The sequence below is a fragment of the Mycobacterium sp. 134 genome, from assembly GCF_048282715.1.
Lineage (GTDB): Bacteria > Actinomycetota > Actinomycetes > Mycobacteriales > Mycobacteriaceae > Mycobacterium > Mycobacterium septicum.
On sequence record NZ_JBLVUN010000008.1, the window covers coordinates 6,463,029 to 6,488,295 of the forward strand.

Genomic DNA, 25,267 nt, shown 5'->3' on the forward strand with positions numbered 1-25,267 from the left:
GGTGTCACCGCAGGTTCGCTCGGGCCCATTCCTCGGCGGTCGTGGTCCTGATACCGCGAACAGCGTTGTACGACTGATCCTTCGGCCAGGCAACACCGTTGGTGCGGGCGAACACCGCCCGGTACTTGCTCATCGTGTCCTCGGGATCCTGCCGTAGCCGGTCGATCAGGAAGTCGGTGGTCCACAGGGTGCGAGTTACCGATGTCGCACGGACCCGATCGACGATATCGGCGAGTTCGCGGTAGCTGACGGTGTCCCCCGCGAGATAGACCACGGTGTCGCGGATACGCGGTTCGGCGAAGACGATGTCGGCGGTGAGCACGCCGATATCTTCGGGGGTGGTGAGGGTGACTCGGTTGTCCCAGCTTCCCAGCGCATGCACGGTCCCGGCAGCCAGATCCACGACGGCGAACTCGGGTTCGAACAGGAAACTGGTGAACATGCCGGTGGAGATGATCACCCACTCCGTGGCGTGTTGGCCCCGCAGCAGGTCGCGCACGTCGAGCTGCTCATCGAACAACGTCTGCGCGCTACCGCGCCCTATCTCGTCGTAGTCGACGCCGAACTGCCACGGGAAGAACCGCGATACCCCGGCAGTGAGGGCCGCTTGAGCGAGTTTGCGCTGGGTGCCCGGGCCGGCCGCGAAACCGACACAGCTGATGACGGTGTGGTGGCGCCCCATCACGGCCGCGAGCTCGGCCACCGACGCCGTCGCCACGTCAGCCTGCTCGATGGCGATACCCGCCTTGGCAAGTTCCTTGCTGCGCGCGTCGCGTTTCCCATCGGCACCTGCTCCCGATGGCCGCAGCAGCACCGCGATGTTTGCGGCGCCCGGATGGGCTGCGAGGTGACGGGTGAGTGCGGACAACACACTGGCACCGAGTTCGCCGGTCCCGATGACGAGAATGCTCGGCCTGTCCGCCGTTGCTGGCGTTGCGGGCACCGTGGCCTCCGTTTCTGCGGTGATGCACGGATTGCAACCGAAAGATCGGCGACAATCATCCCGGGCCGCTCAGGAGTTCAGGTAGGTGACGACCGCGAGCACGCGGCGGTGATGCGCCGTCGACGGCGGCAGGTCGAGCTTGGTGAAGATACTGCCGATGTGTTTCTCCACGGCACGCTCGGAGATCGAAAGATGCTCGGCCAGAGCACTGTTAGAGTGCCCCTCGGCCATCAGGGCGAGCACCTCGCGCTCGCGGGCAGTCAACCGGGCCAGCGCATCGCCGCTGCGCCGGGTCCCCATCAGCTGGCGCACCACTTCCGGATCCAGCGCGGTGCCGCCGGCGGCGACGCGCCGCACCGCGGCGTCGAACTCGGCGATGTCGGCCACCCGGTCCTTGAGCAGGTAGCCCACCCCTTCCGGGTTCCCGGCCAACAACTCAGCGGCATAACGGGTCTCGACCCACTGCGAGAACACCAGGACACCGACATCAGGATGCGAGCGCCGCAGCGAGACGGCAGCGATCAGGCCCTCGTCGGTGAACGTCGGCGGCATGCGGATGTCGATGACGAACACCTCCGGCCGCAGCGTCTCGGCGATCTCCCGGATCCCCTCGGCCGTGCCCACCTTGGCCACGACGTCGTGCCCGCGTTCGACGAGCAACTGGGTCAGGCCGTCCCGCAGGATGGCATTGTCCTCGGCGATCGCCAGCCGGGTCACCGCTGCGCTCCCGACGGTACGACGGCAATCACCGTGGTGGGCCCGCCTGCGGGACCGTCGATGTCCAGCCGGCCGTCAACCATCCGCAGCCGATCGGCGAGTCCGGTCAACCCCGAGCCGTTGGCGGGCTCCACCCCACCTGACCCGTTGTCCGCCACGGTGATCCGCAGTTCGTCGGCATCGCTGTGCAGCCGCACCGTGGCCTGGGTGGCACCGGAATGCTTCGATACGTTCGCGAGCAGCTCGGCAACACAGAAGTAGGCCAGCGTCTCGACACCCAGCGACGGCCGCACGGCGAGATCGTCGACCAGCTCGACTGGGATCGGGTTGCGCGCCACCAGCGTCTGCACTGCCGGCACCAGGCCGAGATCCAATGCAGGCGGCCGGATTCCGCGGACCAGGTCACGCAGTTCGGTCAGCGTGTCCTTGGTGTTCGCCAGCGCGTCGGAGACCAGTCGCCGGGCCCGATCGGCCTTGTCGGGGTCGGCCAACTGTTCCTCGGCGCGCGCCAGCGTCATCGCCACGGCGATCAGCCTGGCCTGGGTTCCGTCGTGCAGATCCCGCTCGACGCGGCGCAGCGTCGCCGCCGAATCGTCGACGACATCGGCACGGGCCCGCTCCAATTCACCGACCCGGCGTTCGCGGTCGTTCGGGGCGAGCAGCGCTTCGGCGAGCCAGACATGGGCACGCCCGATACCGATCATGACCCACGCCAACAGGTACAGCGCGAGCAGTCCACCAGCCGACAGCAGAAGGTAGATACCGAGAGAGTCCACGGGTTCGCCGAAGCTGACGATCGCTTCCCCCGTGATCGCCCAGATCGCCGGGGAGAGGACCAGGACCGCCGATATCACGACTCCCAGCACCACCCCGTATCCGAGAGGTGTCATCACGATGCTCTGCAGCAGAAGGAAACCCAGGCTGCGCCAGCCGACACCGTCGGTCAGCGCAGCCGCCACGGTGTGTGGCCAACTGGCCTGCCGGGCGAACGGCGGCGGCGGGTCGATCGTGACGCCGACCAGCCGGGTCAGCGACCGGTACAGCGCGTTCCACCGTCGCCCCGACAACACCACGAGCGCCAGCAGGGGTATGCCGACCAGGGTGACGAGCAACAGCCCCGAAGTCAGGCCGGTCACGAACAGGTAGACCACGCCGACGAGAGCCAGGACGCTCACCAGCAGGAAATAGAGATAGCCACGACCCGCTGCCGCGGTGAACGGGGTTCTCAGTGTTCGGCGCCGGTCTTCGGGTGCGGAGGTAGCGGTGATTGCGGTGGTGGTCACGGTCATCATCGTTGCCGGATACGTTGGCACCGGGCGATGGTGCTGTCCAGCCAATTCGGGGTGTGGCTGGCCACACCGTCAGCTGTCGAGTGAACGCAGCAGCGCCCGAGTGCGGGCCCTGGTTTCGGGCGATGCATCAAACACCACCCCGACGTATTCGTCCACGCCTACCTCGCCGAGCGCCCGAATACGTTCAGCCACCGTGTTTTCGTCTCCGATGATCGCGGCGTCCTCGGGTCCGGCATAGCCCTCCCGGTCGAGCATGGCCCGGTAGGACGGCAGATGTCCGTACATCGCGAACTGTTTGGCGGCCTGGGCGCGGGCCCCGTCGACGTCATCGGTGACGCTGACCGGAAGTGCCGCCACCACCCGGACCGGACGGTCCCCGGCCGCGTCCCGCAGCGTCGGGACGACGTGATCGGCCAGGGTGGTCGGACCCGTCATCCAGGTGACGGTGCCCGCGGTGCGACGCCCCGCCAGTTTGAGCAGTTGCGGCCCGAGTGCGGCGATGTACACGTCGGGCGCCGACGCCCCCGGGATCTGCAGTGCGCCGCGAGTGGTCACCGTCTCGCCCGGCGCGTCAGCGGGCTCGCCGTCCAGCAGGGGCTGCAGCCCGTCGAGATACTCGCGGAGCCGGCGGACCGGCTTGTCCCACGGAATGCCCCACATGCCCTCGGTCACCGCCGCGTGCGTCATGCCGAGGCCGAGCAGGAAGCGGCCCCCGCTGATCAAGCTGAGCGTGAGCGCACGCTGGGCCAGCAGCATCGGGTGTTGATTCTGGATGGGGATGACACCGGTGCCCACCTCGATCCCGGGGACCTCGCGGAACGCGACCGCGAGAACGGTCAGCAGGTCCGGTTCATAGGGCATCTGTGTCATCCAGACCCGCCGGAATCCCTCTTCGTGCAGTTGCGCGAGATTCTCTACGGTGGCGTCGACGGGCGAGCGGCCGCCGGTTTCACTGAGCGAGGCGATGAGGCTGATCTGCATGGCACCACGCTATGCGGGCGTGAACAGAATTCCGAGGGTAATCAGACAAAAAAGGGCGGGTTCGGGAGGACACTTGGGGGCGTTTCAATTCGTCTCACGCAGCCGGTCTTTCACCCCTGTACCGACTCTTTGGATCAGTCACTCCCGAACCCGTCGTAGGCTCGATCGTACGCCTCGGGTACCCCTCAAACCAGAGAAAAGTACGGCCGAATTTTGCCGAGAATTCGAAGCTAGGTCGCCCCGTGTTGCCGTCGGGTCGGGGGGTCAGACGGCAACACGGAGCTACCCATGTATCGACCTCTGTGCCGCAGCCGTTACACATCCCCGAAAGAAACTTTTCGGATGTTTTCCGGCCTGCGGTTTCTAGAGGTCACGCCTCCAAAATCGCCGTGACGCCCTGCCCACCCGCCGCACAGACGGAGATCAGGCCGCGCACCGGCTTACCGGTTTCCTTCTTTTTCTCGGCGAGTTGTTTGGCCAACTGCGCCACGATCCGGCCGCCGGTGGCCGCGAACGGATGCCCCGCGGCCAGCGAGGAACCGTTGACGTTGAGCTTGGTGCGGTCGATGCTGCCCAGCGCCTTGTCCAGGCCGAGGCGCTCCTTGCAGTACTCGTCGGAATCCCAGGCCGCCAGCGTGGCCAGCACCACCGAGGCGAACGCCTCGTGGATCTCGTAGAAATCGAAGTCCTGCAGGGTCAGCCCGTTGCGGGCGAGTAGCCGGGGCACCGCATACGTCGGCGCCATCAGCAGGCCGTCGGGCCCGTTGACGTAATCCACCGCCGCGGTTTCGCCGTCGACGAAGTAGGCCAGCGGTTCGTGTCCGTGCGCCTGGGCCCAGTCCTCACTCGACAGCAGCGCCACCGAGGCGCCGTCGGTCAGCGGGGTGGAGTTGCCCGCGGTCATGGTTGCGTCACCGGCCTTGACGCCGAACACCGGCTTGAGCTTGGCCAATTTCTCCACCGATGAATCAGCCCGGAGATTGTTGTCCCGGTACAGCCCGAGGAACGGGGTGACCAGGTCGTCGAAGAAGCCCCGGTCGTAGGCCGCGGCCATGTTGCGGTGGCTGGCAGCGGCCAGTTCGTCCTGGTCGACGCGCTTGATGCCCATCTTCTTGGCGGTGACCGCGGCGTGCTCGCCCATCGACATCCCGGTGCGCGGCTCGCTGTTGACCGGGATCTCCACGCCGAGGGCAGCCGGCAGCTTGCCGACCAGCTTGAGCCGGTCCAGGTTGGACTTCGCCCGGCGCAGGCCCAGCAGGACCTGCCGCAGGTCGTTGCCGAACGCGATCGGGGCGTCCGATGCCGTGTCCACACCACCGGTTGCCGCGGATTCGTATTGTCCCAGCGCAATGGCGTTGGCCGCGACGATCGCGGACTGCAGGCCGGTGCCGCAGGCCTGCTGAAGGTCGAAGGCCGGGGTGTACGGCGACAACGAGCTGCCCAGCACGCATTCGCGCATCAGGTTGAAGTCGCGGCTGTGCTTGAGCACCGCGCCGCCGATCACCGCACCGAGCTGCTCACCGGCCAGATCGAAACGCTCGATCAGCCCGTCCAGCGCGGCGGTGAACATGTCCTGGTTGGAGGCGTTGGCATAGGCGCCGTCGGACCGCGCGAACGGAATCCTGTTGCCACCCAAAACGGCAACGCGTCGCCGGGTCGTGTTGTTGGCCATCTGTTTGCCCTCCACTGTCGGGTTGTCCGGGGCCATATTACCCACTGTTCTTACTCTGGAGTAAGTTCGGTGTGGACAACGCAGTACTGCGAAGCGAAAGGCAGCTGAAGTGGCTTCCGACCTGTTCTCCCAAGTGGTCAACTCCGGGCCGGGATCGTTCCTGGCCAAGCAGCTGGGCGTGCCGCAGCCCGAAACGTTGCGCCGCTATCGCCCCGGACAACCGCCGCTGGCCGGCTCCCTGCTGATCGGCGGCGAGGGCCGCGTCGTGGAGCCGCTGCGCGCAGCGCTGGCCGGTGACTACGACGTGGTGTCCAACAACATCGGCGGCCGCTGGGCCGATTCGTTCGGCGGCGTGGTGCTCGACGCCACCGGCATCGCCGACGCCGCTGGGCTCAAGGAGCTCTACCAGTTCTTCACCCCGGTGCTGCGCAACCTCGCGTCGTGCGCCCGCGTGGTCGTCATCGGCACCACCCCGGATCAGGCGGGCAGTGTCAACGCCCAGATCGCGCAGCGCGCCCTGGAGGGCTTCACCCGCTCACTGGGCAAGGAACTGCAGCGCGGCGCCACGGCGTCGCTGGTGTACCTGGCCGCCGACGCCAAGCCCGCCGCCACCGGCCTGGAGTCCACCCTGCGCTTCATCCTCTCGGCCAAGTCGGCCTACGTCGACGGGCAGGTGTACCGGGTGGGAGCCGCCGACTCGACGCCGCCGGCCGATTGGGACAAGCCGCTGGCCGGCAAGGTCGCCGTGGTGACCGGTGCGGCCCGCGGCATCGGCGCGACCATCGCCGAGGTGTTCGCGCGCGACGGCGCGACCGTGGTCGCGGTGGACGTTCCCCAGGCCGCCGAAGATCTGGGCAAGGTGGCCGAGAAGGTCGGCGGCAGCGCGCTGACGCTGGACGTCACCTCAGACGATGCGGTCGACGCCATAGTCGCCCATGTCACTGCACAGCACGGCGGCAAGGTCGACGTGCTGGTCAACAACGCCGGCATCACCCGCGACAAGCTGCTCGCCAACATGGACGAGAGCCGCTGGGATTCGGTGATCGCGGTGAATCTTCTTGCCCCGCAGCGACTCACCGAGGGCCTGGTGGCCAGCGGCACGCTCGGCGAGGGCGGCCGGGTGATCGGGTTGTCCTCGATGGCCGGCATCGCCGGTAACCGCGGGCAGACCAACTACGCCGCCACCAAGGCCGGCATGATCGGGCTGACCGATGCGCTGGCACCAGTGCTGGGCGAGAAGGGCATCACGATCAACGCGGTGGCCCCCGGCTTCATCGAGACCAAGATGACCGACGCCATCCCGCTGGCCACCCGTGAGGTCGGCCGCCGGCTGAACTCGCTGTTCCAGGGCGGGAAGCCGGTGGATGTGGCCGAACTGATCGCCTACTTCGCGAGCCCCGCGTCGAATGCGGTCACCGGCAACACCATCCGCGTCTGCGGCCAGGCCATGTTGGGGGCATGAGCACGTGAACAACATGCTGCGTGCCGTCGTCGGCGCCCTGCCGTTCATCCCGCGCGACGAAACCCTGCCGGCCCGTACCGTCACGGTCGACAACCTGCCGATCGACCCGGCCAACGTCGCCGCCTATGCGCAGGTGACCGGGCTGCGGTTCAGCGACACCCTGCCGCTGACCTACCCGTTCGCGCTGACCTTCCCGACGGTGATGTCACTGGTCACGGGATTCGATTTCCCGTTCGCCGCAATGGGTTCGGTGCACATCGAAAACCACATCACCCAGTACAAGCCGATCAAGGTGACCGACGCCGTCAGCGCGGCCGTGCATGCGGAGAACCTGCGTGAACACCGCAAGGGCCTGCTGGTCGACATCGTCACCGAACTCAAGGTCGGCAACGACACCGCCTGGCACCAGGTGACGACGTTCCTGCACCAGCAGCGGACCAGCCTGTCCGGTGAGCCCAAGCCGGAGCCGCAGAAGCAGCCGAAGCTGCCGCCGCCCAACGCGGTTCTGAACATCACCGCGGGCCAGATCCGGAACTACGCGTCGATCGGCGGGGACCACAACCCGATCCACACCAACGCGATCGCCGCCAAGCTGTTCGGCTTCCCCACCGTCATCGCACACGGGATGTTCAGTGCGGCAGCGGTGCTGGCCAACATCGAGGGGCAACTCCCCGATGCGGTCAAGTACTCGGTGCGGTTCGCCAAGCCTGTGGTGCTGCCTGCCAAGGCCGGGCTCTATGTCGAGCGCGATGCCGACGGCTGGGAGTTGACCCTGCGGAACCTCTCGAAGGGCTACCCGCACCTGACCGCAACGGTCAGCCCGCTCTGACCCTGCGAACAGTCCCCCGCTTGCGGGGGACTGTTCGCAGCACTGGGCGCTACATCAGGCGCTGGGCACCGCGTCCCCCGAAGCCTTTCGCAGATCGGCGAACTCGGAGATCGACGCCGAGGTGACCGACGCCACGGGCCGGGCATTGGGCGCCGACGCGTCGGACTTGGACACCATCACGACGTTGTCGATGTAGGGCTGGATGGTCGTACTGTTCTGCACGGTCGACACGATCACCAACTGGAAACCGAACTTCCGGAACGCCGACAGTGCCTGCTGGGCGAACTGCGGATCCGACTTGGAGAACGCCTCGTCCAGCATCAGCTGGGCGAACAACGGCCGGGTGTCGTTGCTGTCCGGGCTGGCCAGGTTGAAGCTCAGCGCCCCGGCCAGGCAGAACGCCATGAGCTTCTCCTGCTCACCACCGGAGTTGTCACCGGAATTGCTGTAGGTCCGGATCACCTCGCCGGTCTCGGCGTCGCGCTCCTCGCAGTACAGCACGAACCGGTTGCGCACATCCAGCGCGTCGCGCGTCCACTGCCGGTCCTCGGGTGTGTTGCCGGCCAACAACTTCCGCAGCTGCAGGATGTCGGTGTACTGATCGAACATCGCGGTCTCGTCGCCGAAGCTCACCAGTGACACCCGCGAGGAGATGCGCTGGGCCTTCTCGTTGAGTTCGTCGACCGCCGCCAGATGCCGGGTACCGGCATGCAGGGTCAGCCGGGTGCCGCGGTTGAACTCCACCGCGCCCAGGCCCGTGTTGACGCGGGCGATCTGCTCGGTGATCCGCCGCGCCTCGTTGTCGGCGATCATGTGCAGGTTCAGGATCGCCCCCGGCGCCTGCTCGGTGATCAGCCGCTGCATGCGCTCGTAGGCGTCGGGCAGCTCCCGCTCGTCGATCCGACGGCACAATGCCACGTAGTCGTGCACCCGCTCGTCGAACACGTCGCTGTCGTTGGGGATCGCGTCGGGGAACGAGCTGTCGTAGGCGGCCATGATGCCGGCCAGCTCGTCGTGCGAACGGTTGCGGTCCGCCCGCAACCGGTCCCGCTCGCGGCTGATGACGCGGGTCAGTTCGCTTCGGTACGGCTCGGATTCGAGCAACTCCAGGGTCAGGGCGATGTCGGCGGCATAGCCGTCGATCGTGTCGCGGGCGTGCGACGGGAACTCGCTGGACCCGAGCCGCTCGGTCAGCACCTCACTCAACTCCAGCAGCGCGGTCCGCCTGCGGTCCAGTGTGGTCTCACGTTCGTTGAGCGAGCCGATCTGCTGGATGACCTTCTCGACGCGCTCCCAGCATTCGTCGGCCCGCTGTTGCAGCCGTTCGGCGTCGGGGTTGTCGGAGACCAGCAGATCGTGCTCGTCCTGCAGCCGCTCTAGCATCTCGTCGACCGAATCGGTGTCGATATCGCTCCACTGCATGAACTGATCGCACAGCGCCCGGCAGGCCCGCTCGCGGGATTGCAGCTGGCCGCGGTGCTCGTCGAGCCGCTCACGCGCGGTGCGCGCCACCTGGTACACATCCTGTGCGGCGGTCAGATCATCCTGCAGCGCTTCGACTTTGGCCGCGGTGCCGCCGAGGAAGATGTAGTCCGAGGGCCGCAGCCTCGACCGGTCGTCCTTGATCGAGAGCCGGCCGCTGTCCTTGCGCAGGCCCTGGTCGGTGACGGCACGGGACTGCTCGGTGAACTCCCCCGGCCCGTCGACGCACACGTAGTCGCCGATGCCGGCGATCACATTGAGCGCCTCCACGGCACTGTCGTGGGTCGGGTCGGCGAGCTGGAGTTTGGTGGCCAAGGTGCCGGGGGGCGGGGTCCGCAGCTGCGAACCGTGCTGGACGTGCTGCAACTGGATCCGGCCGCGCATGTCGTTCTCGTTGACGAACCTCAGTGCCCGCTCCATGTAGGCATCGGGGACCAGCAAGCGCAATCCGGCACCGCGCAACACCTTTTCGACGGCGAGCCGCCACCGCGACTCGTCGGGCTTGAGCTCCATCAGCTCGGCCACGTACACCAGATCGCGCTCGGAGATCTCGAGAGCGCGGGCGATGCGCGCCCGCATCTCGTATTCGGTCCTCGGCAGCGGCGAGCCCAGCCGCTGCACCCGTTCCAGCTCGGCTTCCACGCTCTCCCGCGCCTCACGGGCCCGGACTTCCTTCGCCGAGGCCTCGACGTAGGGCTGGTTGCCGGTGAACAGTTCCCGGTGCAGCCGGTCGGCTTCCTCCATCAGAGTCTCACGCAACGACCAGAATTCCTCGCCGTTGTCCGGCGGCGTCAACCCGAGCGAAGTGACCTTGTCTTCGTAGCCGCTGCGCCGGCGGGACACTTCCTCGCTGATGCGCTCGGCCTCGGTCAGGCGTTGCTGCAGCGGCACCAGATCCACGGTGACGGTGTTGATCTGCGCCATGAGCGAGTTGTGTTCGTTCTTGAACTGGCGCTGCTGGGAGCCGAACTCATCGCGCTGGGCGCCGAGCTGCGTGATCTGATCGTCGAGATTGGCGATCTCCGGACCGGCCTGGGCCAGCCGCACATGGTCGACGTAATCGCGGATCATCGCGTTGTCGATGGTGTCGATCACCCCGAATTTGGCCGCCTCCTCGGCGTACCGCGCCTGGACCGCGGCGATGTTGCCGAGGGTATTGCGCTTGCGCCGGGCCACGTCGAGCAGGCCGCGCGCCTCGACCAGCGGGTTGATCTGCTCGAGGGCCTCCTCCACGCCGCTGAGGCTGGCGGGCTCGTCGAGCATGAACTCGCGCACGAACTGCTCAAGTCCGCCAACGCTTTTCAGCGATTTGGCCTTGCCGAGCAGCTGTTGGGCCGCCTCGGAGGCACGGATGCCGATGCTGGAGTACAGCTGGGCCAGGTATTGACTCTCACTGCGACCACCGGTCCAGCCGTCGTCGCGGAACACCGCCGCGTCGTAGCCGTTGGCGGCCCACCGGTTGCACAGGCCGAAGATGTCGCGGTCGTCGTCGATCAGGTAGTACCGGCTGCCCGGGTCCGAGGTCTTCTCCGCGGCCAGCCATTTGAGCACCAGCCCGGTGACCGAGCGTCCCGTGCGGTCGCTGTAGGTGACCGCGACAGCCGACCAGGCCGGCCCGGTCCCGCGCAGATACATGATCTGGCGGCTGGTGCCCTCGCGTCGTTCACCCCAGGCACCGCGGACATACTTGTCGACCGTGCGCTTGCCGGTGCCCGCACCCGCGGCGGTGGTGTCGCCGGAGGCGTTGAAGTTGCGGCGGTGTGAAGGCAGGAAGGCCAGCGAAATCGCATCCAGCAGTGAGGATTTACCGCTACCCGAGGATCCGGTGATCAGAGTGCCGTGCTGGCTGAACGGGATCGAGTGGTACCCGTCGAACACACCCCAGTTGATGACCTGCAGGCGCGACAGAGAGAACTGATTGGTCGGTTCAGCCATGAGCGTCCACTTCGTCCTCGAGCCGTTCGGCTGCATCGGTGTCGTCGGAATCGTCGACCGTGCCGTTGGCAGCCCGCTTGAGCTGCTCGAACTGCTGCTGCAGTTCGGTGATCATCGAGGCGGTCATGATCGCGTTGACCACCGGGCTGATGGTGAAGCTGTCCTCGTCCTCCCGGTTGCGGGCGAGCATCTCGATGTCGGTGAGCCGCTCGATCGCATTGTCGATCCGCTTGTCGAACGAGGCGGTGTCGCGGTCGGTGTCGTTGTTGACCCCGGCGAACAGCTCGTGGATCTCGTCACGGCTGATCAACACGTTCTCGTCGCGCGCCGCCGCGCGCATGAGCTTGGCCAGGTGCAGGGCCAGGATCGAGTCGTAGGTGTTGAGGGTCTCGCGTCGCAGCAACCGGCGCCGCCACTGCGATTCGTAGTCGGCCTGCTCGACGTAGGCGATGTCGTGATCGTCCGAGATGCACAGCCGCATATCGAGTTCCGACAGCCGCACGGTGAGTTCGGTGCGGTACCGGGTCACCCACGACCACAGCTCGGAGTGGTTGTCCTTGCTGACGTAACGACGCGAGAGCAGGTGTTGCAGCGCCCAGCAGGCCCGGTCGGGCAGTTCGCTGACATCGCCGTCGAAGCGGGGCGCGCGGCGCTGGTCGGTGGACCGTTCGACGGAGTCGATGCTCGGCAGGGCGTCGAAATCGATCGCCGCATCTGCGACCGGCACTGCATCTGGTTCGCGCGACGTGTCCGGGGTGTCGGTCATAGGATGCTCTCGCTGGCAGTAGGGATCGGCTCGGTGAAAACCAGTCGGGGGATCTCGATTTCGCGGTCGGCGCCCTCAAGGGACCGGAACCGGACGTGGACCGATTGCGCGGGTTCGACTCCTGGCTGATGCTGCTTGAGCGCCCAGGACCACAGCACGATCACGTGTCCGAGGTAGGCCGAGTCCAGCATGCCGATCGCGTCGGGCAGCGACAACGGCCCGGCCGCTACCGCGCCGTTGATCAGCTCGGCCAGTTCCGCGGCGTCCACCTGCGAGGCCAGGGCCGAGAACGCCGACAGGTTCACCTCGCCCTCCGACGATTCGGCCTGCGACGGCGGGATGGCGTCACGGATCTTGAACGCCACGGCGCCAATCGAATTGAAGTCCGTCCGGACCAACGGCACCTCGATCCCGATGCGGCTGTCGGCGAGCGAGACGCTGAGCAGTTCGTGCGCACTGGCCAGTGCGTCGTTGAGCTGACGGGTGACGCCGCGACTCTGCTCGAGCGTGCCGGAGGCGACGAAGCGCTTGATCCGGCGGGCGCAGCGCTGCCGGGTCCGGCCCACCTCGGCCGTCTGTGCCGAGACCAGGCTGAAGAACCCTGTCATCACCGCACGCAGGTCCGGATCCAGGTGCGGCAGCTGACGGGTCACCATCTCGATGTCGCTCACCAACGCCGCCCGCTGCTCGGGATCCTGGATCATCCGGGTGAAGGCGGTGTAGGACGCGCTCTCGCGGGAGGCGAACAGCGACTCGTAGTCGTCGAACAACTGGCGCTGGCGTTCGCGGTAGCCGAGATCGGTGTCGGCGGAGGCATCCAGCAGGCGGGTGGTGATGCGGTTGAGCATGCTGCCGTACTGCCCGATGTCCGAGACGATCTGCTCCATCTGCAACGCGATGGCACGGGCCTCGTCCTCGACGTCGACCAGGTCGGGTTCGGGACGCTGCCCTTGGTCCAGGGCATCCAATTCGTCACGCAGCTTGGCGATCTCGGCTTCGATGTCGGCGCGGATGCGCTCGGGATCGTTGCTGACCTGCCCGGCCACCCGTCGCAGCCCCGCGGCGATGCCCGTGATCGAGCCGCCGGTGGCGATGGTGTCCTCACGGCGCATGCGGCGCGCGAAGTCCAGCACGGCCCGCGCCTCGTAGGTGAGGTAGCAGACGTTGCGTTCGGTGTCGCCGGACTGTTCGGTGATCCGGTGCAGCCAGCCCTGGCTGGCCCAGTACTTGATCAGGGCCAGGCCCGACTGTTCGGTTTCGGAGCCGAGGTCGGCCAGGTCACGTTCGAGCCGGATCACCAGCTCCATCTCGGTGAGCTTGGCCCCGCGGTCCAGGTGCCGTTCCATCAGCGTGACGTAGGTGGCCAGGTTGTTCGTCACCAGCAGCCGCGCCGAGCGCGAGTCGGCGACCTCGCGGTTGAGCTGGTAGAGCTGGTCCAGCGACCCATGGCCGGGGACAGCGGCAGCATCAGCCATGACCGGCCCCTCGTTTCGCGTTGGACATCGGCACCACTTTAGGCGGCTGACGGGACAGGGTCCGACTCCAGTTCGGTTTGCTGTTGGCTGTCAGACCGGCCATTGTGACCGACACCGCAGCCCACCTGCCCTAGAGTCATCCGGTGACTCCCGCCAAGGTGCCGCCCGCCGGATTGGTCCGCGCGGCCGAACGCTTCCGCCACCACGTGCGCCGCCTGCATCAGCGGGCGGTCCCGCCGCCCGCGGCGATGCTGGAGATGATCCTGGGCGCGTGGGTCGCCCAGGGCATCGCCGCCGCCGCACAGCTCGGGGTTGCCGACGCGCTGGCCGACGGCCCACTGCGCGCCGAGGAGCTGGCGCGCCGGGTCGAGGCCAACCCCGACACCACGGACCGGCTGATGCGGGCGCTGGTCAGCGAGGGCGTCTTCCGCCGCACCCGAGACGGCCGCTACGCGCTCAACGCGCTGGGCGACACGTTGCGCAAGGACGCCCCGGTCTCCATCGCGGGGATGGCGAAATTCGTCGGCTCGCCGCAGCATCGTGAGCACTGGAGCCATCTCGCCGACGCGGTCCGCACCGGTGAGGCGGTCATCCCCAAGCTGCGCGGCAAAGGGGCGTTCGACTACATGGGCTCCGAGCCTGAACTGGGCGCGATCTTCAACGACGCCATGACCAGCATCTCCGAGCTGGCCATCGCCCCTGTCGTGGCCGCCTATGACTTCACCCGGTTCGGCACCATCGCCGATGTCGGCGGCGGGCACGGCCGGCTGCTGGCCGCGGTACTGACCGCCACCCCGGCCGCCCGTGGGGTGCTCTACGACCTGCCCCAGGTGGTCGACGGGGCACCGGCGATGTTGGGCAAGTACGGAGTGGCCGATCGGGTTCAGGTGGTTCCCGGGTCGTTCTTCGACAGTGTCCCCGGGGGCGCCGACGCCTACCTGCTGAAGAACATCATTCACGACTGGCCCGACGACGAAGCGTTGACGATCCTGCGCAATGTGCGGGCGGCGGCCGCGCCGGGCACCACCCTGCTGCTGATCGAAGGGGTGATCCCCGATCACGACCGGGAATTCCTGGGCAAGTGGACCGACATGGAGATGCTGATCGGCATCGCCGCCCGCGAACGCACCGCGGCCGATTACCGAAAGCTCTACGAGCAGGCCGGATTCCGGCTCAACCGCGTGGTGGAGACGGCGTCACCGTTCAGCCTCGTGGAGGGTGTGGCGGTCTAGTCGTCGTTGGCACACGGCGAGGTGGCGGCCACATTGAGTCCGTAGACCCCGCCCGCCGTGGTTTCGGCCTTGACCGAGACGATGTACCCGCGGCCGTCCTCATAGGCCTTGTTGTTCGGCGGTTCTGGTTCCGGCCGGGTCCACGGGATGGGTGCAAAACCTTCGTCGACCAGGGTTTCGATGCGTTTGAGCGCCGACTCGACGAGATCGGGCGCCGGATCGACGATCCACGCGTTGCGATACACCCGCCACGGCGGGCCGTCCGGCATCATCCCGGCATTCGTCCGGCAGCCGTGCAGGGCCGCGTGCGCGGGATCGGGATCGATGGGCTTGCCCACGATCATCGACACATAACCGGCCACCACCCGGGCGGCCTCGGTGACGGTCAAGGTGGTGGGTTGCATCGTCGCCTCATCGTCGGTGGGTGGCCGGTCTTTGTGGAGGAGTCCGCACGCACTGGTGAACATCAGGCCCAGTGCCACAAAAAGCGTTGTGAACAGCCTCATTTGACCTGCACTTTGGGGCCGGCTTCGGGATGATCCGTCACCCGCGGATTTTCCCACGGATGTTGCCGCCGTTCGTAGGATCCGGCATCATCCCAGGGCAGTTGGGGGATCTTGGGTGCCGCGCCGGCCCGTGCCTGGTCACTGGCTTCGGCCTGGAAGTTCCCGTCGTCACCGACGTCGATATCCACGTAGTTGGTCTCGATCCCACGCTCCACATAGCCGGTGGCCTCGCCACCGTTGATGACCGCGACCATGTTGTGGAACGCATCTGAATCGGGGTCGTTCCAGTACTCGCCGTGCGCGTTCTGTCCCACGATCACCTCGCCGTGGTGCGGGCCCTCCCGCCCGTAATACCCGGTGTCCAGACGGGTGACGCCGGGAATCTTGTCGGGGTCGGTTGCCGAGGGCAGACCGCCCAGCGGGTTGCCGAGCTGCCCGTCGACGGTGTGTGGAATCCAATCCGGCAGGCCGATCGACCCGTTGTCGACGAGGTCGCGCGGCAGGGACTGGACCAGCGCGATCGGGTCACCGGGCGCGGTCATCGAATAACGCTGCACGTTCGGGTTCGGATTGGTGTACTCCCCGGTGAGGATGCCGGTGCCCGCCGAGGACGCGTGCAGGATGCGGTCGGCCCGCAGCCCCATCTGTTCGGCGGTCCCGACGATGGCACCACCGTAGGAATGCCCGATGTAGGTGACCGGTGTGCCCGGTGCTCCCGCACCCACCGCACGGTCGATCTCGTGACCGAAGGACACCAGTTTGGGCGCCATCGACGCGGCGTAGGACGGGTCCGACGCCTTGCCGAGATCCTGGGGGAAGTCGTCGCCCATATAGAGGAAGATCGGGGATCCGGTTTGGCGGGCCAGTTCCACCGCCGCGTTGTGGTTCGAGGCGCTGCCGTTCAGGTTGGTGCTGGTACCGGGGACCACCACGCCGACGCCCTTGATGCCGGGCTTGATGTCGCCGATCATCTCGATCATCCGGCCGTTGCCCTCGGTTGAGAACCCGACGAATTTGCGCGGCACCATCGTGCCGCTGCCGGGCGGAAATTCGATCGGGGTGAGCATCGCCTGCAACTGCTTGACCCGGGCGTCATCGGGTGGTTGCTTCTTCAACTCCGCGTCGAGCGCATTGCGGATGTTGATGTTGTTGGCTTCGATCCTGGTGTCGAACGGCACGCCGTCGGTGTTGCCCATCGCCTGCGGGTCGGCGAGCACCATCTCGTGCAGGGTCTCCGGGCTCAGACCCGCGAGGAACGCGGCCCGCTCGTCGGGCGTCATGCCGGCCAGCCGGTCGACCAATGCCTTGGGGCTGTTCGGATCGGGCGACTGCTTGGGATCCGGGGTGCTGAGCGCCGCCACCGCATCGCGTACCTGCTGGCCGACCTTGTTGTCGGTGGTCTCGAACTGCGCCAGCATCGACTTCAGGTCCAACGAGGCGTTCGCCGCCATCGCCTGCAGCATCAGCCGATTCACCGGACTCAACCGGGCGAAGAAGTCGAGTGCGCTGCCCGGGCGGATCGACACCGTGCCGTCGTCAGCGACCTGCCATCCTTGCCCTTCGAGCCTTTCGACGGTTCCGAGGATGCGGCTGCGTTGTTGCACCAGTTCGCCGCCACCGTCCCGCAGGGCGGAACTCAACGCGGTCAGGCTCTGATGGAGCCGCTGCATTCTTTCCAATGTCGCTGTGGCGCTTGCGATCGCGGCATCGGCCGACGTGCCTGTCCAACCCGCACGCAGCTTGTCGATGATGGCTCGCTGCTGATCCATCTGGGTCGACAGCGTGGAGGCGCGGCTGCTGACGTCGGCGCCGCCTTGCACGAGTGCCTCAGGATTGGACGACTCCACCTGAGAGATCGCCACCGGCATGTCAACCCGCTGGCTGGGCCGACTTCAGCCGGCGTGCGGACTCGTCGTCGGCGGTCTGGTACGAACGGGCGGCGGTGCTCAGATTGTCGGCATGTGCGCCGACCTCGGTGCCGATTGCCTGGACCGAGCTGTCCACGACCGTGGCGGCCTGGCCGCAGGCCGCACCGCTCTGCAGGCCCGGCATGGCCGCAGCGGCTCCGGTCAACAGCTGCCCGACCGCCAGTCCGGTGATGACCCCGCCCACCGCGGTCTCGGCGGCGGCGGCCGACTGTAATTCGGCCGGAGCAACTTTCAGCACGGAACCCACAGAGGGAGCCTAACGCCGGGAAGTGGTTCGCTCGGACACCAATTTTCCGGGGCTAACCGGCGACCGGGTGACTTCCGGCGTCCGACGGCGTGCCCTTCAGGCCTCGCCAGAACAGGTTGATCATCAACTCGGCGGCCTCGTTGACGTCGGCGTCCCCCGTGCTGACCCGGCTGGCGATCGCCTCGCCTGCACCCACCAGGGCCACCGCCATCATCTCGAAGTCGCTGTCGGGCTGAGGGTTACGGGTTCCCGTGCTGAGCAGTCTGGCCACCAGGTCGATGATGCGGTCGCGGCCCTCGCGGACGGTGTGGGCAAATGCCTGCGAGCTGGTGGCCTGGGTGTAGAGCACCATCCACGAGGCCCGGTTGGAATCGATGTAGGTGAGGAACGCGAGTACGGCGCTACGCAGCAGGTCCTTGGGGCTCTGGGTGAAGTCGATCTCCCCACGAACCACATCCACGAACCGGGTCAGCTCCCGGTTCAGGCAGGCCCCGAACAACTCCTCCTTGGAGCCGTAATAGAGGTAGAGCATCGGCTTGGAGATCTCGGCCTCCGCGGCGATCGCGTCCATCGACGTCTCGTGGTAACCGTTGACCGAGAAAATCTGCACCGCAGCATCGAGCATCTGCTGTTCGCGTACGGCCCGCGGCAGCCGCTTGGTTCCACCTGCCATCCGAACAGAATAAGCGTCCGGTTGACGGTCAGGGCAGCAGCTCAGGTGAGTTACCCGCCTGGGACCTCGGTGCGGTGGTGTACTCGTCGGAAGGGTCGATGCCGAGGAGGTAGCGCGCCATGCCGGATGGTGACATCGCCGGCCCGACGATCGACGTGTTCGACGGGGTCCGCGATGCGGTGCCCGACGCACTCGCCGAGCACCTGCGCCACATCCGGTTGATCGACCACCACGTGCACGGAACGTTCCACGAGCCCGTCGACCGGGCCGGCTTCGAGGCGTCGATCAACGAAGGGTCCACCGGCCCGATCCCCGATTTCATGTCGCAGTTCGACTCACCGCTCGGCCTGTCGATCCGGCGTTGGTGCGCACCGGTTCTCCAGTTGCCCGCCCACGCCGGCGCCGACGACTACTGGAAGCGGCGCAGCGAGTTCACCCCTGACGAGTTGGCGGCACTCATGCTGCCGCAGGCCGGGGTCGAACGGTGGATCGTCGACACCGGATTCCAGGGCGATCTCATCACCACCCCGCAGCGACTCACCGAACTCAGCGGCCGTCCGTCCTCTGAAATCCTGCGGCTGGAGCAGCTGGCCCAGAACCTCCTGGAGTCCGGCACCAGCCCGGAGGCGTTTCCCGAGGTGTTCCGGTCAGAGCTCGCCGAAGCGGTTGCCTCGCCGGAGATCGTGGGCACCAAGACGATCGCGGCCTATCGCACGTCGTTCGACATCGACTGGTCGCGCCCCACCGATCAGCTGGTGATCGAGCATGCCCGGGAACTGGCCGCGCGGGATTCGCAACGGGTGGACAGTCCGGTGCTGATCGCGTTCGGGGTACACGAGGCCGCCGACCACGGGCTGCCCGTCCAGGTCCACGTCGGGTTCGGCGACCGCGACCTCGATCTGCACCGCACCGACCCGATGCTGTTGCTGCCGTTGCTGCGCGCCATGGCGCCGGTCCCGGTGCTGCTGCTGCACTGCTACCCGTTCCACCGCCAGGCCGGTTACCTGGCCCAGGCCTTCGACCATGTGAATTTCGATGTCGGCCTTGCCATCAACTACGTCGGAGCACGCTCGAACGCCGTGGTCGCCGAGGCACTCGAAACCGCGCCGTTCGCCAAACAGCTGTACTCCTCGGATGCCTTCGGCCCACCCGAATTGCACCTGCTCGGTTCGGTGTTGTGGCGCCGCGCCATGGGACTCACGCTGGGCGAGTGGGTGCGGACCGGGGACTGCAGCGAGGCCGACGCCATCCGCATCGTCGACATGATCGGCGTACACAACGCCAACCGGGTCTACTCGCTGTGAACCATGACGCCGCACCGCTTCTCGAGGTCGTCACCGTCGGGCGGTGACCGGCACTAGCAGTGCACGCCGCCCTTGGCGTCGGCATTGCGCTGCACGGCAGCATCCACGGCGGCCTGGTTCAGCTGACCGTCGGCCAGTGCCTTCTCAAGGCCGTCCAGGACCGCGGGCACCTCGTCGGTGGTGATCCACAGCGCGTTGTCGGCCCCGGCCTGCAGTGCCTTGAGTACCGCCGCCGCCACGCCATAGCGCTGGTTGATCGCCGCCATGCTCGAAAGGTCGTCGGTGTAGATGACGCCGTTGAAGGCGGGTCCGCCATAGTTGCCCGAGCGCAACAGGTCATAAGCCGCGGGGCTGAGGCTTGCCGGATCCGATCCGGTCAGGCCGGGCACCTCCAGGTGTCCGACCATCACGGCGACCGGAGGCTGCGTGGTCAGGGTCCGGTAGGGCACGAGGTCGTTGTTCTGCAGCTCGGCCAGCGGCGGCGTGGTGACGGCGCCCGCGGTGTGCGAGTCGCCCGAGCCGTGGCCGTGGCCCGGGAAGTGCTTGAGCACCGGCAGCACGCCGGCATCCCGCAGCCCGCGGGCGTAGGCACCGGCGTATTCGGTGACCTTGGCCGGGTCGTCACCGAAGGACCGGTCACCGATGACGGTGTCGTCGGCATCCGAGGTGACGTCGACGACGGGCGCGAAGTCGACGGTGATCCCGAGATCGCGCATCTTCTTCCCGCGCTCGAGCGCGATGCCGTACACCTCGTCGACAGACTTGGTCTGGGCCAGCACCCGTGCCGACGGCTGCTCGCCGATCAACGAGGCCAGTCGCGACACCCGGCCGCCTTCCTCGTCGACGGTGACCGCGAGCGGCAACGGGCCTGCGGCCGAGATATCGGGCAGGGAGCCGTCGGTGAGCATCGACAGGTCGGTCCAGCTGCCGATCATGATGCCGCCGACGTGCTGCTCGGACACCACGGAACGGGCGTCGGCCGCATCTTTGATGCCGACGGTCAGCAGCTGCGCCAGCTTGTCGCGGGGTGACAGGCTGGCCAGATCACACACCGGCGCTGCCGGCATCGGCGCGTGGGTGGACATCGGCTTCGTGTCCGAGGATTGGGACTCTGGTGCCTGGGTGCTCGGAGAGCAGGCCAGCAACAGACCGGACAACGCTGCGAAAGTTGCGACGAGACGCGGTGAAGCCATGGGCCCCGACCTTAGCCGCTGAGCAAGCGGTAATCGATTCTCCGCGTGTCGACCCAGGTCCGCCTCCCAGGGATCCGGGGTGTCGCCATGCTAGGTTGGCCGGGTGAATCGGTTCGTCGTACCCTCCGCGGCCAGCATTGTCGTCGGCCTGCTGTTGGGGGCGGCTGCCGTCTTCGGTGTGACGCTAATGGTGCAGCAGGATACGAAGCCTCCGCTGCAAGCGGGCGACCCTGCGTCATCGGTGCTCAACAGGGTCGAGTACGGCGACCGGTCCTAGCTTGGATGTGCCGCTGACGCGGCGGGCAGCTGACTCGCCACTGTCGCGGCGCTGGTTGTGGGTGGTCGCCGCGGCGACACTGCTCCTGACTTTCGCCCAGTCGCCCGGAGAGATATCACCCGATACCAAGCTCGACCTCACCGCGAATCCGCTGCGGTTCCTGGCGCGCGCGTTCAATCTGTGGAACAGCGATCTGCCGTTCGGGCAGGCGCAGAACCAGGCCTACGGCTATCTGTTTCCGCACGGCACCTTCTTCCTGGCCGGTGATCTGCTCGGAATTCCGGGCTGGGTGACCCAGCGACTGTGGTGGGCGCTGCTGTTGACCGTCGGCTTCTGGGGCGTCATCCGGGTTGCCGAGGCACTGGGCATCGGCAGTTCCAGTTCACGCGTGCTCGGTGCGCTCGCCTTCACGCTGTCACCGCGGGTGCTGACCACGCTGGGCGCGATCTCGTCGGAGACGCTGCCCGTGATGCTGGCGCCGTGGGTGCTGCTTCCGGTCATCCTGGCGTTCCGGGGGGACCGGAACCTGCGGCTCATGGCTGCCCGGTCCGCGGGCGCGGTGGCGCTCATGGGTGCGGTGAACGCGGTCGCCACTCTGACCGGGTGTCTGGCCGCGATCATCTGGTGGGCCTGCCACCGGCCGAACCGGTTGTGGTGGCGATTCACCGCCTGGTGGGCGCTGTGCGGGGCGCTGGCCGTCACCTGGTGGGCGGTGGCGCTGCTGCTGCTGGGCCGGATCAGCCCACCGTTCCTGGACTTCATCGAATCCTCGGGCGTCACCACGCAGTGGATGTCGCTGACCGAGATGCTGCGCGGCACCCACACCTGGACCCCGTTCGTGGCGTCCACCGCCACTGCGGCTGCCTCGCTCGTGACGAGCACGGTCGCGGTGCTGGCCACCACACTGGTGGCAGCCGCCGGACTGGCCGGGCTCGCGTTGCGCTCGATGCCCGCGCGGGGCCGGCTGATCACCATGTTGCTGATCGGCGTGGTGCTGCTGGGCCTCGGCTACTCCGGGGGGCTGGGCTCCCCGGTCGGGGTGGCTGTTCAGGACTTCTTGGACGGGACCGGCACACCGCTGCGCAACCTGGCCAAGCTCGATCCGGTGCTGCGACTGCCGCTGGCGCTGGGCCTGGCTCATCTGCTGGGGCGGATTCCGCTGCCCGGCAGCGCACCTCGGATCGTGTGGGTGCGAGCCTTCTCCCGGCCCGAACGCGACAAGCGGATGGCGGTGGCGATCGTGGTGCTCGCGGCCCTGGCCGCCGGGACCTCGATCGCGTGGACGGGCCGCATCGCGCCTGCCGGAACGTTCACCGCGATCCCGCAGTACTGGCACGACACCGCGGACTGGCTGGATGCGCACAACACCGAGCGGGGCCGGGTCCTGGTCGCCCCCGGCGCCCCGTTCGCCACCCAGACCTGGGGCAACAGCCACGACGAGCCGTTGCAGGTGCTCGGATCCAGTCCGTGGGGTGTGCGCGATTCGATCCCGCTGACGCCGCCAGAGACGATCCGCGCCCTCGATTCGGTGCAGCGGCTGTTCGCCGCAGGCAGACCCTCCGCGGGACTGGCCGACAGCCTTGCCCGGCAAGGCATTTCCTACGTGGTGGTGCGCAACGACCTGGATCCCGACGTATCCCGTTCGGCCCGACCGGTATTGGTGCACCGCTCGATCGAGGGCTCACCCGGGCTCACCAAGGTCGCCGAGTTCGGCGACTCGACAGGACCGGGAACGCTGGAAGGCTTCGTCGCCGACAGCGGACTGCGGCCGCGGTATCCCGCCGTCGAGATCTACCGCGTCGACACCGGCGGAACCAATCCGGCCGCGCCCTATCTCGTCGACGCCGATGCGATGACCAGGGTGGCCGGCGCACCCGAGGCGCTCCTGCGCCTCGACGAGCGCCGCCGCCTGGCCGGCCGGCCGCCACTGGGGCCGATGCTGCTGACCGCCGACGCCGAACGAGCCGGGCTGCCCGTACAACCGGAGGGAGCCCCCGGGGTGATCGTCACCGACACCCCGACCGCCCGAGAGATCGACTACGGCCGCGTCGACGACCATGCCTCCGCGATCCGCGCGCCCGACGATGCCCGCCACACCCACAATCGGGTCCCGGACTATCCGGCCGACGGCGCCGCACCGGTGTACGGCAAGTGGAACGGCGGACGGGTATCGGTGTCGAGTTCGGCGGCGGACTCCACCGCACTGCCCAACGTGGCACCGGCCACCGGGCCTGCCGCCGCCGTCGACAGCGACGGTTCGACGTCGTGGGTGTCCAACGCCCTGCAGGCCGCCGTCGGCCAGTGGCTTCAGGTCGATTTCGATCACCCGGTCACCAATGCCACGCTGACCATCACCCCCAGCGCGACAGCCGTCGGCGCTCAGGTGCGCCGTATCGAGGTGGCCACCGCCACCGGCACCAGCAGTCTGCGTTTCGACACCGCGGGCCAACAGCTGACCGTGCCGCTGCCGGTCGGTGAGACGCCTTGGGTGCGGGTCACCGCGGTCGCCACCGACGACGGTTCTGCCGGTGTGCAGTTCGGCATCACCGATCTGTCGGTGACCCAGTACGACGCGTCGGGCTTCGCTCACCCCATCAACCTGCGGCACACGGTCGAGGTCCCCGCCCCACCAGCGGATTCTGCTGTCGCACAATGGGACCTCGGAACCGAACTCCTGGGCCGGGCAGGATGCGCGGACAGTCCGGCCGGGGTCCGGTGCGCGGCGGCGCTGGCGCTGGCCTCCGAGGAGCCCGTCAACCTGAGCCGCACGCTGGCGGTGCCCACCCCCACCGACGTCGAGCCGACGGTGTGGATCCGGTCGCGCCAGGGACCCAAGCTGGCCGATCTGGTCGCCCAGCCCGGGACCACCCGCGCCTCCGGTGACGCCGACCCGATCGACGTCCTCGGTTCGGCCTACGCCGCCACCGACGGCGACCCCCGGACATCCTGGACCGCACCGCAGCGCGTTGTTCAGTTCAAGGCGCCGCCCACGCTGACGCTGAAATTGCCCGCACCGACCGAAGTCGGGTCGCTGCGCATCGATCCCGGCGCCAGCCAACCGCCCGCACACCCGACACTGGTGGCGATCGACCTGGGCGACGGTCCACAGACAACCAGGCTGTCCGGCAACGGCGAACCCCAGACCGCGAAGCTCAAACCACGGGTGACGGACACGATCACCGTGTCACTGTTGGGGTGGAACGACATCATCGACCGCACCTCACTGGGCTTCGATCAGCTCAAGCCGCCCGGGCTGGCCGAGCTCACCGTCCTGGACGTGCACGGCAAGCCCATCGCCGCGGCCGACTCCGCCGCCAATCGCAAACGGACAGTGTCCCTTCCGTGCGGACAGGGTCCGATCATCGGCGTGGCCGGGCAGTTCGTCCAGACCTCGGTGCGCACCACGGTGGGGGCACTGCTCGACGGCGATCCGATTGCGGCCCACCCCTGCCGGACGGGACCGATCGCCCTGCCCGCCGGGCAGCAGGAACTCCTGGTCAGCCCCGGGTCGGCGTTCGTCGTCGACGGCGTCGTTCTCAACACTCCGTCTGGCGCCGAACTACGCACGGCCACAACCACTCCTGTCGAAACCCCGGTGTGGTCACCGGATCGGCGCGAGGCGCAGGTGCCGGGCGGCACCGACACCCGGGTCCTGGTGGTGCCCGAGAGCGTGAACCCGGGCTGGATCGCGCGCGATGCCGAAGGTACGGCGCTGACTCCGGTGAAGATCAACGGCTGGCAGCAGGGCTGGGTGGTCCCGGCCGGCCCAGGCGGTCCGGTGACGCTGTCCTTCCCCTCGAACCGGCCCTACCGCATCGGGCTGATCGCCGGGCTCGCGCTGCTGCCGGTACTGGCCCTGCTCGCCCTGTGGCCGGCCCGGCGCCGCAATCCGGATCTCGAACCGGTGCGGCCGTGGCAGCCGGCCCCGATGCTCGCCGGGGCGGCGGTACTCGCGGTCGGGACCGCCATCTCCGGCCTGCCGGGACTATTGGTGGCCGGTGGCGCGCTCGGAGTGCGCTATGTGCTGCGCGATCGCGACCGCTGGCGCGACAACCTGACCGTGGCGGTGGCCGCGGGCGGGCTCATCCTGGCCGGCGCGGCGCTGAGTCAGTACCCCTGGCGGTCGGTCGACGGCTACGTCGGGCACTCGCCGTGGGTGCAGCTGCTCGCGCTGCTGTCGATCACCTTCGTCGCGGCCTCCACGGTCACTCCCCAGCGAACTCCTGAGCGGACTTCGGACCCCGTCCCCGAGCCGGCACCCGCACCGGCCGACCACGGCTGAACTGGGGTTGTACCGAATCATTCGGCGGAGCTGTTGACAACGTGGGTATGCAGTACTTACGGTACCGGCAC

19 protein-coding genes are annotated in these 25,267 nt (G+C 67.8%); 6 read left to right on the forward strand and 13 right to left on the reverse strand.

Going from position 1 to position 25,267, the window contains the following annotated elements; genetic code table 11:
* Positions 1–4: 4 nt before the first annotated feature.
* From ACNQVK_RS35665 to ACNQVK_RS35685, 5 genes are all read right to left on the reverse strand, one after another.
* Positions 5–943, reverse strand: coding sequence for an aromatic alcohol reductase (locus ACNQVK_RS35665; RefSeq protein WP_418033552.1), 939 nt, complete (start codon positions 941–943; stop codon positions 5–7).
* Positions 944–1,012: 69 nt separating this feature from the next.
* Positions 1,013–1,660 (reverse strand): LuxR C-terminal-related transcriptional regulator, encoded by a 648-nt coding sequence (locus ACNQVK_RS35670; protein ID WP_418033553.1) that lies wholly within the window; start codon positions 1,658–1,660, stop codon positions 1,013–1,015.
* A complete protein-coding gene (locus ACNQVK_RS35675) occupies positions 1,657–2,949 on the reverse strand; it encodes a sensor histidine kinase (protein ID WP_418034541.1) in 1,293 nt (430 codons plus the stop codon). Before ACNQVK_RS35675 ends, ACNQVK_RS35670 begins: the two co-directional genes overlap by 4 nt.
* Positions 2,950–3,021: 72 nt before the next feature.
* Positions 3,022–3,933: a TIGR03564 family F420-dependent LLM class oxidoreductase gene (locus ACNQVK_RS35680; protein WP_418033554.1), complete on the reverse strand. Its 912-nt coding sequence runs from the start codon at positions 3,931–3,933 to the stop codon at positions 3,022–3,024.
* Positions 3,934–4,303: 370 nt separating this feature from the next.
* A complete protein-coding gene (locus ACNQVK_RS35685; RefSeq protein WP_044519054.1) occupies positions 4,304–5,605 on the reverse strand; it encodes an acetyl-CoA C-acetyltransferase in 1,302 nt (433 codons plus the stop codon).
* Between the two features lie 109 nt (positions 5,606–5,714).
* Between ACNQVK_RS35685 and ACNQVK_RS35690 the strand changes: the two genes are divergently transcribed.
* Complete coding sequence (locus ACNQVK_RS35690; RefSeq protein WP_418033555.1) at positions 5,715–7,067, forward strand: 3-oxoacyl-ACP reductase; 1,353 nt, start codon at positions 5,715–5,717, stop codon at positions 7,065–7,067.
* A complete protein-coding gene (locus ACNQVK_RS35695) occupies positions 7,012–7,896 on the forward strand; it encodes a MaoC/PaaZ C-terminal domain-containing protein (protein ID WP_418033556.1) in 885 nt (294 codons plus the stop codon). The genes ACNQVK_RS35690 and ACNQVK_RS35695 overlap by 56 nt, the downstream gene beginning before the upstream one ends.
* Before the next feature lie 54 nt (positions 7,897–7,950).
* On the opposite strand, the gene ACNQVK_RS35700 is transcribed toward ACNQVK_RS35695, so the two are convergent.
* From ACNQVK_RS35700 to ACNQVK_RS35710, 3 genes are read right to left on the reverse strand one after another with little or no spacing between them, the layout of a single operon-like run.
* On the reverse strand, positions 7,951–11,313 hold the full coding sequence (locus ACNQVK_RS35700; protein ID WP_418033557.1) for an ATP-binding protein: 3,363 nt from the start codon (positions 11,311–11,313) through the stop codon (positions 7,951–7,953).
* A complete protein-coding gene (locus ACNQVK_RS35705; RefSeq protein WP_418033558.1) occupies positions 11,306–12,079 on the reverse strand; it encodes a DUF4194 domain-containing protein in 774 nt (257 codons plus the stop codon). The genes ACNQVK_RS35700 and ACNQVK_RS35705 overlap by 8 nt, the downstream gene beginning before the upstream one ends.
* The gene (locus ACNQVK_RS35710; RefSeq protein WP_418033559.1) at positions 12,076–13,554 is read right to left on the reverse strand and encodes a DUF3375 domain-containing protein; all 1,479 of its coding nucleotides are present in this window, start codon (positions 13,552–13,554) and stop codon (positions 12,076–12,078) included. Before ACNQVK_RS35710 ends, ACNQVK_RS35705 begins: the two co-directional genes overlap by 4 nt.
* 143 nt (positions 13,555–13,697) lie before the next feature.
* Here ACNQVK_RS35710 and ACNQVK_RS35715 point away from each other — a divergent pair, with 143 nt between their 5' ends.
* On the forward strand, positions 13,698–14,786 hold the full coding sequence (locus ACNQVK_RS35715) for a methyltransferase (RefSeq protein ID WP_418033560.1): 1,089 nt from the start codon (positions 13,698–13,700) through the stop codon (positions 14,784–14,786).
* Here ACNQVK_RS35715 and ACNQVK_RS35720 read toward each other — a convergent pair.
* Genes ACNQVK_RS35720 through ACNQVK_RS35735 form a run of 4 tightly spaced genes read right to left on the reverse strand, consistent with a single transcriptional unit; the run spans position 14,783 to position 18,140 of the window.
* The gene (locus ACNQVK_RS35720; protein ID WP_418033561.1) at positions 14,783–15,292 is read right to left on the reverse strand and encodes a hypothetical protein; all 510 of its coding nucleotides are present in this window, start codon (positions 15,290–15,292) and stop codon (positions 14,783–14,785) included. The two genes, ACNQVK_RS35715 and ACNQVK_RS35720, sit on opposite strands and share 4 nt — an antisense overlap.
* Entirely contained in the window at positions 15,289–17,160 is a 1,872-nt protein-coding gene (locus ACNQVK_RS35725; protein WP_418033562.1) for a WXG100 family type VII secretion target, read from the reverse strand. Before ACNQVK_RS35725 ends, ACNQVK_RS35720 begins: the two co-directional genes overlap by 4 nt.
* Position 17,161: 1 nt before the next feature.
* Positions 17,162–17,467 carry a hypothetical protein gene (locus ACNQVK_RS35730; RefSeq protein WP_418033563.1) on the reverse strand — a complete coding sequence of 102 codons (306 nt, stop codon included), beginning with the start codon at positions 17,465–17,467 and terminating at the stop codon, positions 17,162–17,164.
* 52 nt (positions 17,468–17,519) lie between these two features.
* Complete coding sequence (locus ACNQVK_RS35735; protein ID WP_044514716.1) at positions 17,520–18,140, reverse strand: TetR/AcrR family transcriptional regulator; 621 nt, start codon at positions 18,138–18,140, stop codon at positions 17,520–17,522.
* A gap of 119 nt (positions 18,141–18,259) precedes the next feature.
* Here ACNQVK_RS35735 and ACNQVK_RS35740 point away from each other — a divergent pair, with 119 nt between their 5' ends.
* Positions 18,260–19,444, forward strand: coding sequence for an amidohydrolase family protein (locus ACNQVK_RS35740; protein ID WP_418033564.1), 1,185 nt, complete (start codon positions 18,260–18,262; stop codon positions 19,442–19,444).
* A gap of 53 nt (positions 19,445–19,497) precedes the next feature.
* Here the strand turns inward: ACNQVK_RS35740 and ACNQVK_RS35745 are convergent, their stop codons facing one another.
* The gene (locus tag ACNQVK_RS35745) at positions 19,498–20,637 is read right to left on the reverse strand and encodes a glycoside hydrolase family 3 N-terminal domain-containing protein (protein ID WP_418033565.1); all 1,140 of its coding nucleotides are present in this window, start codon (positions 20,635–20,637) and stop codon (positions 19,498–19,500) included.
* 103 nt (positions 20,638–20,740) lie between these two features.
* Here ACNQVK_RS35745 and ACNQVK_RS35750 point away from each other — a divergent pair, with 103 nt between their 5' ends.
* Both ACNQVK_RS35750 and ACNQVK_RS35755 read left to right on the forward strand, forming a co-directional pair.
* Positions 20,741–20,914 (forward strand): DUF2613 domain-containing protein, encoded by a 174-nt coding sequence (locus tag ACNQVK_RS35750; RefSeq protein WP_003891682.1) that lies wholly within the window; start codon positions 20,741–20,743, stop codon positions 20,912–20,914.
* Positions 20,915–20,921: 7 nt separating this feature from the next.
* On the forward strand, positions 20,922–25,196 hold the full coding sequence (locus ACNQVK_RS35755) for an alpha-(1->3)-arabinofuranosyltransferase domain-containing protein (protein WP_418034544.1): 4,275 nt from the start codon (positions 20,922–20,924) through the stop codon (positions 25,194–25,196).
* The last annotated feature ends 71 nt before the right edge of the window (positions 25,197–25,267 follow it).

What these genes read in the sequence shown, in the direction of transcription:
- ACNQVK_RS35675 (WP_418034541.1), bottom strand. Translation starts at nt 2,949, where the DNA reads ATGACCGTGACCACCACCGCAATCACCGCTACCTCCGCACCCGAAGAC.
- ACNQVK_RS35680 (WP_418033554.1), bottom strand. Translation starts at nt 3,933, where the DNA reads ATGCAGATCAGCCTCATCGCCTCGCTCAGTGAAACCGGCGGCCGCTCG.
- ACNQVK_RS35685 (WP_044519054.1), bottom strand. Translation starts at nt 5,605, where the DNA reads ATGGCCAACAACACGACCCGGCGACGCGTTGCCGTTTTGGGTGGCAAC.
- ACNQVK_RS35695 (WP_418033556.1), top strand. Translation starts at nt 7,012, where the DNA reads ATGCGGTCACCGGCAACACCATCCGCGTCTGCGGCCAGGCCATGTTGG.
- ACNQVK_RS35700 (WP_418033557.1), bottom strand. Translation starts at nt 11,313, where the DNA reads ATGGCTGAACCGACCAATCAGTTCTCTCTGTCGCGCCTGCAGGTCATC.
- ACNQVK_RS35705 (WP_418033558.1), bottom strand. Translation starts at nt 12,079, where the DNA reads ATGACCGACACCCCGGACACGTCGCGCGAACCAGATGCAGTGCCGGTC.
- ACNQVK_RS35710 (WP_418033559.1), bottom strand. Translation starts at nt 13,554, where the DNA reads ATGGCTGATGCTGCCGCTGTCCCCGGCCATGGGTCGCTGGACCAGCTC.
- ACNQVK_RS35720 (WP_418033561.1), bottom strand. Translation starts at nt 15,292, where the DNA reads ATGAGGCTGTTCACAACGCTTTTTGTGGCACTGGGCCTGATGTTCACC.
- ACNQVK_RS35725 (WP_418033562.1), bottom strand. Translation starts at nt 17,160, where the DNA reads ATGCCGGTGGCGATCTCTCAGGTGGAGTCGTCCAATCCTGAGGCACTC.
- ACNQVK_RS35735 (WP_044514716.1), bottom strand. Translation starts at nt 18,140, where the DNA reads ATGGCAGGTGGAACCAAGCGGCTGCCGCGGGCCGTACGCGAACAGCAG.
- ACNQVK_RS35740 (WP_418033564.1), top strand. Translation starts at nt 18,260, where the DNA reads ATGCCGGATGGTGACATCGCCGGCCCGACGATCGACGTGTTCGACGGG.
- ACNQVK_RS35745 (WP_418033565.1), bottom strand. Translation starts at nt 20,637, where the DNA reads ATGGCTTCACCGCGTCTCGTCGCAACTTTCGCAGCGTTGTCCGGTCTG.